Consider the following 12291-nt stretch of genomic DNA (forward strand, 5'->3'; position numbering starts at 1 on the left):
TGCCAGCATTTCTAGCAAGGGGAGCGTGTATATGTTTAACAAATAATACGTGTCCTTTTTTAAGGAGCCCAAAAAAGATTCTACCTAGTCGGGGTTAAAAAGTCAAGGATTGAAATCAACTTACGAATTTTCACTTTATTTGGCTTGACAAAAATAAAAACACTCCCCGCCATATGTCCAGGGAGTGTTCTTTAGTGGAGATTAGAGGTTTTCTTCCTCTTCCTCATCCAATTCTTCTTCTTCATCTTCCTCGAGTTCGTACTCGTCGTCTTCGATCAAGTCTTCTTCAAACTCTTCGTCGTCATCTTCGTCTGCATCATCTTCATCGGCATCGTCAAAGTCTTCTTCAACCTCATCCTCTTCGTAATCATCCAGATCGTCGAATTCCAATTCTTCTTCGTCCAACTCATCGAATTCGTCTGCATCGATATCGTCATCATCTGCAGCCTTTTTCTTCTTCTTAGACTTTGTTTTCACCTGAGGAGTTGTTTCTTCTTCTATTTGATCATAAGGATACCATGCACGAAGGCCCCATTGGTTTTCTCCAATACAAATGAAACGGCCGTCAATGTTCAAGTCCGTATAGAACTGAGACAACTTTCCCTTAAGGTCTGCATCTGTAAAACCAGTGATTTTCTTGATCTCCGTAATTAATTCGCCAAAAGTCACAGACTGCTTTTGTTCGTTAAATAAAGCAGTAGCGATTTCGATCAATGACATCTCTTGTACTTGTTCTGCCGTTAAATGGTTTAATGCCAATGTCTGCACATCCTTTCTATATATGTAAAAAGACAATATTCATAGCAATTCCTAGAAAAATCCATACCACTCATTATAAACAAAATACCAATGTTTAATCCAGCATAAAATAAATCTTTCCCTCAAAAAAATGAAAAACGGGTAAAAAGGAGAAAAAAATTTAAAAAATGAAAAAAAAGGGGGTCAGACCCCCAAAGGTATTTCCCTCTCTACGTCGAAGACTATAAAGTTGGCGGGAATTCTTGCATTCCCGCCTTGTTGTTGAGGATTTTTTGTTACATGTTTCGTCTGAATTGGCCGCCGACTTCGTAGAGGGCTGTGGTGATTTGGCCGAGGCTTGCGACACGGACGGTTTCCATCAGTTCTTCAAAGATGTTGCCGCCGCTGATGGCCACTTGCTTCAACCTGCCCAACGCCTCTTCTACCTCTCCTGCATTGCGCTCCTGGAACGCTGCAAGGTTTCGAATCTGCGTTTGCTTCTCCTCTTCCGTCGAACGAGCAAGCTCGATGTCATTCAAATCGTCTTCAGAAGGCGGATTCGGATTTTTGTACGTGTTCACCCCGATGATCGGAAGCTCCCCTGTATGCTTTTTCATCTCATAATACATGGACTCATCCTGGATCTTCCCACGCTGATACTGGGTCTCCATCGCACCAAGCACGCCGCCGCGGTCGTTCAAGCGTTCAAACTCCTGCAGCACCATTTCCTCGACAAGGTCTGTCAGCTCCTCCACCACAAACGCTCCTTGCAATGTATTCTCATTTTTCGCCAAGCCATGCTCTTTTGTGATGATCATCTGAATCGCCATCGCACGGCGTACAGACTCTTCTGTCGGCGTTGTGATCGCCTCATCATACGCATTCGTATGCAGCGAGTTACAGTTGTCCTGAAGCGCCATCAATGCTTGCAACGTCGTACGGATATCATTGAAGTCGATTTCCTGCGCGTGCAAGGAACGGCCGGACGTCTGAATATGATACTTCAGTTTCTGGCTTCTCTCATTGGCCCCATATTTATTTTTCATGACCGTTGCCCAGATGCGACGTGCCACGCGACCGATCACCGTGTATTCCGCATCCAATCCGTTACTGAAGAAGAACGACAAGTTCGGTGCAAAGTCATCGATCTTCATGCCGCGGCTCAAATAATATTCCACATACGTGAACCCATTTGCCAGCGTGAATGCTAACTGGGTAATCGGGTTCGCGCCCGCTTCGGCAATATGGTACCCAGAAATCGAAACCGAATAGTAATTGCGGACTTTTTTATCGATAAAATACTGCTGTATATCCCCCATCACTCTTAAAGCAAACTCCGTCGAGAAGATACACGTATTCTGGCCTTGATCTTCTTTTAAAATATCCGCCTGCACTGTTCCACGTACCGTCTGCATGGTCACAGCACGCACTTCAGCAAACTCTTCCACCGATAACACACGGCCAAGTTCCTCTTCTCGCTTTTGCACCTGCTGATCGATCGCCGTGTTCATGAACATCGCCAAAATTACTGGCGCCGGTCCGTTAATCGTCATCGATACGGACGTGCTTGGCGCACAAAGGTCAAAGCCTGCATACAATTTTTTCATATCATCAAGGGTACAGATGCTCACACCGCTGTTCCCGACTTTTCCATAGATGTCCGGACGCTCCGCCGGATCTTCCCCATACAACGTTACCGAATCAAACGCCGTACTCAACCTCTTCGCATCATCATCCTTACTTAAATAGTGAAAACGGCGATTTGTACGCTCAGGTGTCCCTTCCCCAGCAAACTGACGCTTCGGATCCTCACCCTCACGCTTGAACGGGAACACACCAGCCGTATAAGGGAACTCCCCTGGCACATTTTCGAGGTACACCCACTTCAAAATTTCCCCGTAGTCCACATATTTCGGCAGGACCACTTTTGGAATCTTTAAGCCGGACAAGGTTTTCGTCGTAAGCTTCGTGATGATTTCTTTGTCACGGATCCTTGTGACAAACTGGTCACCGGAATATTTCTCTTTCTTCTCTTCCCAGCCTGCTAAAATTTTGCGGGAGTCGCTAGTCAATTTTTCCTCGTATTCATGACGCAGCTCGGCAAGTGCCGCCACGAGCTCCTCGCTTGAAGCACCTCCGCCAGACGCACCAGCCGCTTCCATCGCCCCATCCAATTGGAACAATTTCCGCGCCAACTCCACCTGCTCAGCAGCCATCTTATGATAATTGCGCACTGTCTCGCTGATCTCGCGCAAATAATAGCGGCGGTCATTCGGAATGATTACATTCTGCTTTTCCACGTCCTTGGACGTCGGTAAGCTAGACTCATAAGCCGAACCTGTCTTCTCATTCATCAACTCCAGCAACGCCGCAAAAAGAGTGTTCGTCCCGAGGTCATTGAACTGGCTAGCAATCGTGCCGTACACCGGCATTTCATCCAATTCCTTATCCCATAAAAGACGGCTGCGCTGGTACTGCTTCTGCACCTGGCGCTTCGCATCCTCCGAGCCTTTGCGCTCAAATTTATTAATGACAATCAAGTCCGCGTAATCAATCATATCGATTTTTTCCAACTGAGAAGGCGCCCCGAACTCACTTGTCATCACGTACATGGAGATGTCGCAAATCTCCGTAATTCCTGCATCCCCCTGCCCGATTCCGCTCGTCTCGACGATGATCAAGTCAAATCCGGCCGCCTTCGTGACAGCAATTGCATCTTGTATCGCCAAGGAAAGCTCAGAACGGGATCCACGGGTAGCAAGCGAACGCATATACACGCGTGGATTGAAAATCGCGTTCATGCGGATGCGGTCCCCAAGCAATGCCCCACCAGTTTTCTGCTTCGTCGGATCGATGGACAGGATCGCCACCTTCTTATCTGGTACTTCGTTTATAAATCTGCGGATCAATTCGTCTGTAAGCGAGCTTTTCCCTGCTCCACCTGTCCCCGTAATCCCAAGGACCGGTACGGTTTTCTGCATTTCTTTTACCTTAGCCAAGGCCGTTTGAGCCGTTGCCGCCACCTCTTCATCCGAAGTTACCTGCAGCTCGGATAACGTAATCAGTTTCGCGATTGCCTGATGATTATCGGCAGCAAGACGCTCTACTTCATCGCCAAGGGACTTGACCGTCACAAAGTCACATTCCTTGAGCATCGAGTTGATCATGCCTTGCAGCCCGTGTTCGCGACCATCTTCCGGCGAAAAGATACGCGCGATCCCGTATGCATGCAATTCTTTTATTTCACTAGGAATGATGACCCCGCCGCCACCGCCGTAAATGCGGATGTGAGAAGCACCTTTCTCCTTCAGCAAATCATACATGTATTTGAAATATTCGACATGTCCGCCCTGATAAGAAGAAATTGCGATCCCCTGCACATCCTCCTGGATTGCCGCGTTCACGATTTCCTCCACGGAACGGTTATGCCCAAGGTGAATGACCTCGGCACCGCTCGCCTGGATGATGCGGCGCATGATATTGATTGAGGCGTCATGCCCGTCAAATAGACTTGAAGCTGTTACAAAACGAATATGGTTAGTTGGACGATAAACTTCCATTTTTCACATTCTCCCCCTTTGTAAGTCCGTGCACTAAAAGTTCAATTTGGCCTTCGATATAGGCATCCAGCTCAAAGTGCTTGTGCAGCACCCAACGCCGGAATCCCCACATCTGACCCTGAACGAAAATATTGTGGGCCATCAATTGAATCTGCTGTTCTTTCATGGACATGCCCTCCGCTGTCATGCAGTTCCGGATCACCTGTTCAAACATAGCCACCATTGCAAGCTCCTTGTTCAACACGTATGGAAGCGCATCTTTTGATAAAGACTTTGCCTCCTGATACATGACAAGGACCTCATCCTGCATTTCATCCATCACCCGAAAATAGTAACGGATGGCGGATTTCAAGCTCTCCAGGTTGCCCCTCTTCATGTCGAGCTCCTCCTGCAGGCGTTCCCCCACCTGATCATAAATCCGGTCACAAACGAGGTACAGGACATCTTCCTTCGTTCTGATATATTCATAGAGCGTGCCGATGCTGAAGCCGGCCTCTTTGGCAATCTCCCTTGTGGTGGTGCGGTGGAAGCCCTTTTCTTTAAAAAGGCTCACCGCCCCCTTAATCATCTGATCGCGGCGCTTCTCAATCAGCCGCTCGTCTTTTACGGATGCATGTACTTGACGTTTTTTCATCATCCTGTCCGCCACCTACTTACTTAGTAAGCATTCTGGAGATGACGAGACGTTGAATTTCTTGTGTTCCTTCATAGATTTGCGTGATTTTCGCATCCCTCATATAGCGCTCCACCGGATAGTCCTTCGTGTAGCCGTAACCGCCGAACACTTGAACCGCTTCTGTTGTCACCTTCATCGCCGTGTCACCCGCGAAAAGTTTGGACATCGCAGATTCCAACCCATAGCTCAAGCCCTCTGATTCTCTCCAAGCCGCCTGATACGTTAATAGTCTGGAAGCTTCCACCGTTGTCGCCATATCTGCCAGTTTAAAAGAAACACCCTGCTGTGCCGCGATCGGTTTCCCGAACTGAACACGCTCTTTTGCATAAGCAACCGCTGCATCCAGTGCACCTTGCGCAATTCCGACAGCCTGTGCAGCAATCCCGTTACGACCGCCGTCAAGTGTTGTCATCGCTACTTTGAAACCTTCCCCTTCTGCACCAAGCATGTTTTCTACTGGCACGCGGCAATCTTCAAAAATAATTTCCGTCGTAGGTGAAGATCTGATTCCTAATTTTTTCTCTTTTTTCCCAACGCTGAAGCCAGGGAAGTCCGCTTCGACGATGAACGCGCTTGTTCCTTTATGCTTGCTTGTTGCATCTGTTACCGCAAACACCACATAGATGTCCGCTATCCCTCCGTTTGTGATGAAAATTTTAGAACCGTTCAGCACATAATGGTCACCGTCCAGTTTTGCAGTCGTACGCATGCCGCCAGCATCAGATCCAGATCCCGGTTCAGTCAGTCCGTATCCGCCAATGCTTGTTCCTTGCGCAAGTGGCACCAAATATTTCTGCTTCTGCTCTTCTGTACCGTACTTGTAGATCGGCCAGCTCGCGAGTGATGTGTGTGCAGAAAGTGTTACCCCTGTGGATGCACATACTCTTGAAAGCTCCTCGACCGCGATGCAGTACGCCAAATAGTCACTGCCAATCCCGCCGTACTCTTCTGGAAACGGAATTCCCGTTAAACCAAGGCCCGCCATCTTTTTGAAAATATCCATATCAAAGCGCTCTTCCTCGTCACGCTCCGCTGCAGTCGGTTCCACTTCGTTCTTGGCAAAATCACGTACCATTTTGCGAATCATTTCATGTTCTTCTGATAGTTGAAAGTTCATATTTTTCATCCCCCGATGATTTAGTTTTTTGAGCGCCGCACCAGACACTAGGCACCGTATATTCCGGGGCCAGTCGTGGCAGCGTTGAGTGTGGTTTCATTGAAGATTTGACGACTTTTTACCGCTTTTGTGCTATTTTTTGTGCCTTCAAAAACTGTTCGGTCATTTCAGAAGGGCTTTCAGACACTTTATATGTTCTTCTCACTGTGGTTCGGTCAATCGGCGTGAACCTTTGGACAACTTTGATGGGGTGTTTGGTCATTTGAAAAATTGGTTCGGTCACTTTCGTCGAAACTTTGGACAACTATGCGAAATCTTTGGACAACTTTTCAAAAACTTCGGTCAACTTTCAGAAATCTTCGGACATTTGGCGTCCGCGACCGCAGCCGCGACCACCTTCCGCAAAGTCCACCCCCAATTTCAACCGTCCCCCATCAACTCATCAAATGCTTCCCAATCACGATCCTCTGAATCTCGCTCGTTCCCTCGTAAATCTCACAAACCTTCGCGTCGCGGAAGTAGCGCTCGACCGGATAGTCCTTTGTATAGCCGTAGCCGCCGAACACCTGGACCGCCTCAATTGCCACGTTCATCGCCGTTTGAGAGGCAAAAAGCTTCGCCATCGACGCTTCTTTTCCGCAAGGCTTGCCTAATGCACGCAGGTTTGCCGCACGGTACGTCATCAATCTCGCACCTTCTACCGCCGTCGCCATGTCTGCCAGTTTGAAAGAAACACCCTGCTGTGCCGCAATTGGCTTGCCGAACTGGACGCGCTCTTTTGCATAGGCTGTTGCCGCCTGCACTGCCGCTTCTGCAATACCAAGCGACTGTGCCGCAATGCCGATTCGTCCGACATCAAGGTTAGCCATCGCAATTTTAAAGCCTTCCCCTTCTGCGCCAAGCAGATTTTCCACAGGAACCTTCGCATCTTCAAACGTCAGTTGGACTGTTTTCGAACCGTGCAAGCCCATTTTGTGCTCATCTTTTCCGATGACAAATCCCGGAGTGTCTTTCTCCACAATAAATGCGGAAACTCCCTTGGATCCAAGCTCCGGATTAGTGGATGCAAATACGATGTACGTGTCCGCCTCCCCACCATTTGTGATGAACACTTTCGCACCGTTCAGCACATAGTGATCATCCTGTTTTACCGCACGCGTTTTCAGGCTACCTGCATCAGATCCCGCACTCGGCTCCGTCAAACAGAACGCGCCAAGGTACTCACCGGTTGCAAGTTTTGTGACGTACTTTTGCTTCTGTTCTTCTGTGCCAAAATAAAGAATCGGATTCGTCCCGACAGAGGTGTGTACAGACAGGATCACCCCGACTGTCGCACTCACGCGGGAAAGTTCATTGATCGCGATGATGTAGGAAGGAAAGTCCATTCCCGCTCCGCCGTACTCTTCTGGAATCGTCATCCCCATCAGTCCAAGGTCCGCCATTTTCCGTAAAATCTCACGAGGGAACTCGCCCTCTTCCATTTTTTCCACGAAAGGTGCAATTTCGGTTTCTGCGAAATCGCGCACCATTTTCCGGACCATTTCCTGCTCTTCTGTAAAACGTAAATTCATGCCATTCTTCCCCTCTCCTGCTGTCTGGAAATCCCCAAATACCCCTTTGTTCTTATCAACCCACTCTTACGTCTCGTACGTATAAAACCCTCGGCCTGTCTTGCGTCCCAGCCAGCCAGCTTTCACATATTTTCTAAGCAATGGACATGGACGGTATTTGTCATCACCAAAGCCTTCATGCAACGTTTCCATGATGTACAGGCATGTATCGAGCCCGATAAAATCGGCAAGTGTCAGTGGCCCCATTGGATGATTCATGCCAAGCTTCATGACTTCATCAATCGCTTCCGGTGTTGCTACACCCTCGTAAACGGTGAAAATCGCTTCGTTGATCATCGGCATCAACACGCGGTTGGATACAAATCCTGGGAAGTCGTTCACTTCCACCGGCACTTTGGAAAGCTTTTTCGTCATATCTTCAATTGCGCCGTACACTTCATCTGCCGTTTGCAAGCCGCGGATGATTTCGACAAGCTTCATGACCGGGACAGGATTCATAAAGTGCATCCCGATGACTTTTTCGGGTCTCCCGGTCGCTGCCGCAATTTCTGTGATCGGAAGCGAAGAGGTGTTCGTTGCTAAAATGGTGTGAGCCGGAGCGTGCTGGTCAAGCTCTGCGAAAATTTTCTTTTTGATGTCCATGTTTTCGACTGCCGCTTCAATGACGATGTCCACATGTTTTGCATCTTCAAGTGTGGTTGTTGTTTGCAGGCGACCAAGTACAGCCTCTTTTTCGTCCTCTGTCATGCGGCCTTTGTCCACAGATCTACCCAAGTTCTTCGTAATCCCAGCAAGCCCTCGGTCCAAAAATTCCTGTTTCAAATCGTTCATATATACGTCATAGCCGGCCATCGCACACACCTGCGCGATGCCTGAACCCATCTGTCCTGCGCCAATTACCATTACTTTTTGAATTGTCATGTTCTGATTCCTCCTAAAAAGTTTCTTGCTTATACTTGAATCAAAATAGCATCGCCCTGTCCGCCGCCTGAGCAGATGGAAGCAATCCCAAGACCGCCGCCGCGGCGTTTTAACTCATGAATCAACGACACGATAATGCGTGCCCCACTTGCCCCGATTGGGTGTCCAAGCGCTACAGCCCCGCCGTTTACATTCACTTTCTCCAAATCCAGTCCTGCTAAGTTTGCAGATGCCAATGCAACTGCCGCGAATGCTTCATTTATTTCAAAAAGATCAATCTCCTCAAGCTTTGTTCCTGTTTTCTTTAAAAGTTCTGTGATGACAAGTCCGGGAGTTTTCGGAAAATCCTTCGCTTCCACTGCGATGGACGCGTGCCCTAGAATGGTCGCAAGTACTTCTTTCCCTTCTTTTGCCGCACGATCTTCGCTCATCAGCACAAGTGCACTAGCCCCGTCATTCACACCTGGCGCGTTTCCTGCCGTAATCGTTCCGTCATGGTCGAATGCCGTTCGCAAGCTCGCAAGTTTTTCCATCGATGTATCTTTACGTGGAGACTCATCCTTGCTCACGACAATCGGATCGCCTTTTCGCTGGGGTACAGATACCGGTACGATTTCTGCGTCAAATGTGCCTTTTTCCGTTGCTTCGATCGCGCGCTGATGACTTCTGAATGCCCATGCATCTTGGTCTTCGCGGGTGATTTCCATTTCTTTAGCGACACTGTTTCCGTAGGTGCCCATATGAACACCGGTGAACGTGCATGTAAGACCGTCATGGACCATCAAGTCCTGCACGGTGCTGTCGCCCATGCGAAGGCCCCATCTTGCTTTTGGGAGCATGTATGGCGCGTTGCTCATGGATTCCATTCCGCCTGCTACGATGACTTCTTCTTCACCGGAGCGGATGAGGATGTCGCCGAGTGTGACGCTGCGCATGCCGGATGCACATACTTTGTTAATGGTTTCGGTGCGGACTTCCCATGGCAGGCCTGCTTTTTGGGAGGCTTGCCTTGATGGTAGCTGGCCTTGGCCGCCTTGGAGGACGGTGCCCATGATGACTTCGCCTACTTTGTCACCTGATAGGTTTGCTCGTTGTAGTGCTTCTTTGATGGCTACTGCTCCTAGGTCTGATGCTGTTAGTGAGGATAGTCCTCCTGCGAAACGGCCGATTGGTGTGCGGACTGCGCTAACGATTACTGTTTTTCCCATGGGTAATTTCCTCCTTTTTATTTAGAAAAAATTGTTTTGACTCCCTTATTGATTTCCGTTTCGGGGGTTCGCTTTCCACAGGCGGTCCGGAAGCCTCCTAACTTCGTTGCGGGGTCTTCCCTGTCCCTTCCTCCCGTAGGAGTCTCACCCCCTACACTCCAATCAATAAGGGGAAATCCTATAAATGCTTTGTTACCGCTTACATACGTTGCGTTTTAAAAACTGAACGAGCGCTCAGTTTTGGTGAAAAGCATATGGTGCACGCAGTTAACTACGTACACCTTTTTGCTTGAGTCTATTATTCTATTAGGATACTAATTCTTGTTTGTCGCCGATGACGGAGCGTTCGAGTAGTTCTGCTACGTCGTAGGTGCCGACGTTTTCTTCTACTTCTTTAGCTTTCGTACCGTCAGATAGCATTGTCAAGCAGTACGGGCAGCCCGAGCTGATGACGCTTGGTGCTACTTCGAGTGCCTGCTCGGTACGGGCCACGTTGACGCGTGTGCCTGTGTCTTCTTCCATCCACATCAGTCCTCCGCCGGCTCCACAGCACATTCCCGTTTCACGGCTGCGGTTCATTTCGACCACTTTTACGCCTGGGATGGCTTTTAGGATGTCACGCGGTGGCTCGTAGACTTCGTTGTATCTTCCGAGGTAACAGGAATCGTGGTACGTGATCGTTTCATTTACCTCGTGTACCGGCGTCAGTTTGCCTTCTTTTACAAGCTCGGCTAAGACCTCTGTATGATGGTAGACTTCGGCTTCAAGTCCGAAATCAGGGTACTCGTTTTTGAAAATATTATAGGCATGCGGGTCGATGGTGACGATTTTCTTGACTTCGTTTTTCTCGAATTCCGCGATATTGCCAGTTGCAAGCTCCTGGAATAGGAATTCATTTCCTAGGCGGCGCGGCGTGTCTCCGGAGTTTTTCTCCTTGTTACCGAGAATCGCAAATTTCACACCGGCTTCGTTCATTAATTTTGCAAAAGAGATGGCGATTTTCTGGGAGCGATTGTCGAAAGATCCCATGGACCCTACCCAGAACAGATATTCAAACTCCTCGCCAGCTTTCTTCATTTCTTTTACCGTTGGAATGCTTACTTCCGGTGCTGCATCGCGCCAGTTTTCGCGTTCTTTACGGTTTAGACCCCAAGGATTTCCTTGGCGCTCAATGTTGGTCATCGCGCGCTGTGCATCGGCATCCAGTTTTCCTTCTGTCAGAACGAGGTAACGGCGAAGATCGATGATTTTATCGACGTGTTCGTTCATTACTGGACATTGGTCCTCACAGTTACGACAGGTCGTACATGCCCAAATCTCTTCTTCTGTGATGACATCACCGATCAGGCTCGGGCTGTATTCGATCGTTGCCGCGCTTTCTTGTGCACCTTTTCCCGCAGCCCCCATCATGGCAAGCTGATTTCCGTGCGTGTTATTGAACGCATAAGTCGGTACCCAAGGGGATTTGGACGTGATGGCCGCTCCCTTGTCTGTTAAGTGGTCACGAATTTTCACAATCAAGTCCATTGGTGAAAGCATTTTTCCTGTACCTGTAGCCGGACACATGTTGGTACAGCGTCCACATTCCACACAGGCGTACATATCGATTAATTGGTATTGGGTGAAGTCTTCCACTTTCCCGACACCGAATGTTTCTTGTGTTTCGTCTTCAAAATTAATTTTTTCAAGCTTTCCTGGGTTCGTTGTACGGTGAAAAAATACATTCGCAGGTCCTGCAATCAAATGCGCGTGCTTGGACTGCGGTACATACACCAAGAATGTTAATAAGAATAACAGGTGAATCCACCAGCCGACATAAAATAATGCGATGGCTGCCGTTTCATTGATCCAGCTGAACATGAGTGCGAATAGTGATGCCACCGGCTCGCTCCATGTTAAGCCATGGTCATGCCAGATCAGTCCCATTCCGTTTGAAAATAATACAGAAAGCATCAATCCGCCGATGAACAATAGAACAAGACCGGATTTGAAGCCTCTTTTTAAGCGAACCAATTTTTCTACATAGCGGCGATAGAAGGCCCAAACAACCGCTACAAGAATCATCAGGGTTACAAGCTCCTGGAAAAATGTAAAGGCCGGATATAGTGGTCCAAGCGGCAAATGCGCATTTGGAACAAGCCCTTTGATGATCAGGTCCAGCGCCCCAAGCTGAACCATTAGAAATCCGTAGAAGAACATGACGTGGATAATCCCACTTTTCTTATCCTTCAATAATTTTTTCTGGCCAAAAACATTGACCCAGACTTTGTCTAACCGTTCTTTCACTTTGTTATCAAATTCAACTTTTTTCCCTAGCTTGATGAATTGAATTCTTGTTCTGATCAAGTAAACAAATAGCGATAATGCGTAAGCGGTTACAATTATCGTTAAAATCCAATTGGCAATTAACAAACCGTTACTCACATCTCCCACTCCTTTCGTGTCCCCTTTTTACTGTCGGCTGTTTACGTGTTTATCGTAACGAAAGAGCCTCAATGTT

Annotated in this window: 8 protein-coding genes; all 8 read right to left on the reverse strand. The window is 48.3% G+C overall.

Going from position 1 to position 12291, the window contains the following annotated elements; genetic code table 11:
- Positions 1-201: 201 nt before the first annotated feature.
- The 8 genes from rpoE to LG307_RS21070 all read right to left on the reverse strand — a co-directional run bounded on the left by rpoE (position 202) and on the right by LG307_RS21070 (position 12203).
- The gene (rpoE, locus tag LG307_RS21035) at positions 202-759 is read right to left on the reverse strand and encodes a DNA-directed RNA polymerase subunit delta (protein WP_404446191.1); all 558 of its coding nucleotides are present in this window, start codon (positions 757-759) and stop codon (positions 202-204) included.
- 275 nt (positions 760-1034) lie between these two features.
- Positions 1035-4298: a fused isobutyryl-CoA mutase/GTPase IcmF gene (gene icmF, locus LG307_RS21040; protein ID WP_404446194.1), complete on the reverse strand. Its 3264-nt coding sequence runs from the start codon at positions 4296-4298 to the stop codon at positions 1035-1037.
- Positions 4276-4932, reverse strand: a complete 657-nt coding sequence (locus LG307_RS21045) for a TetR/AcrR family transcriptional regulator (RefSeq protein WP_404450523.1) — start codon at positions 4930-4932, stop codon at positions 4276-4278. Before LG307_RS21045 ends, icmF begins: the two co-directional genes overlap by 23 nt.
- Positions 4933-4951: 19 nt before the next feature.
- Positions 4952-6091: an acyl-CoA dehydrogenase gene (locus LG307_RS21050; protein WP_404446196.1), complete on the reverse strand. Its 1140-nt coding sequence runs from the start codon at positions 6089-6091 to the stop codon at positions 4952-4954.
- A gap of 434 nt (positions 6092-6525) precedes the next feature.
- On the reverse strand, positions 6526-7662 hold the full coding sequence (locus tag LG307_RS21055) for an acyl-CoA dehydrogenase (RefSeq protein WP_404446199.1): 1137 nt from the start codon (positions 7660-7662) through the stop codon (positions 6526-6528).
- 66 nt (positions 7663-7728) lie between these two features.
- Complete coding sequence (locus tag LG307_RS21060) at positions 7729-8583, reverse strand: 3-hydroxybutyryl-CoA dehydrogenase (protein WP_404446201.1); 855 nt, start codon at positions 8581-8583, stop codon at positions 7729-7731.
- 29 nt (positions 8584-8612) lie between these two features.
- Positions 8613-9791: an acetyl-CoA C-acetyltransferase gene (locus LG307_RS21065; protein WP_404446203.1), complete on the reverse strand. Its 1179-nt coding sequence runs from the start codon at positions 9789-9791 to the stop codon at positions 8613-8615.
- A 306-nt stretch (positions 9792-10097) separates the two neighbouring features.
- Complete coding sequence (locus LG307_RS21070; RefSeq protein ID WP_404450524.1) at positions 10098-12203, reverse strand: heterodisulfide reductase-related iron-sulfur binding cluster; 2106 nt, start codon at positions 12201-12203, stop codon at positions 10098-10100.
- Between the last annotated feature and the right edge of the window lie 88 nt (positions 12204-12291).

This window comes from Sutcliffiella horikoshii, from assembly GCF_044809035.1.
Classification (GTDB): domain Bacteria; phylum Bacillota; class Bacilli; order Bacillales; family Bacillaceae_I; genus Sutcliffiella_A; species Sutcliffiella_A horikoshii_G.

What these genes read in the sequence shown, in the direction of transcription:
- LG307_RS21050 (WP_404446196.1), bottom strand. Translation starts at nt 6,091, where the DNA reads ATGAACTTTCAACTATCAGAAGAACATGAAATGATTCGCAAAATGGTA.
- LG307_RS21055 (WP_404446199.1), bottom strand. Translation starts at nt 7,662, where the DNA reads ATGAATTTACGTTTTACAGAAGAGCAGGAAATGGTCCGGAAAATGGTG.
- LG307_RS21060 (WP_404446201.1), bottom strand. Translation starts at nt 8,583, where the DNA reads ATGACAATTCAAAAAGTAATGGTAATTGGCGCAGGACAGATGGGTTCA.
- LG307_RS21045 (WP_404450523.1), bottom strand. Translation starts at nt 4,932, where the DNA reads ATGAAAAAACGTCAAGTACATGCATCCGTAAAAGACGAGCGGCTGATT.
- LG307_RS21065 (WP_404446203.1), bottom strand. Translation starts at nt 9,791, where the DNA reads ATGGGAAAAACAGTAATCGTTAGCGCAGTCCGCACACCAATCGGCCGT.
- icmF (WP_404446194.1), bottom strand. Translation starts at nt 4,298, where the DNA reads ATGGAAGTTTATCGTCCAACTAACCATATTCGTTTTGTAACAGCTTCA.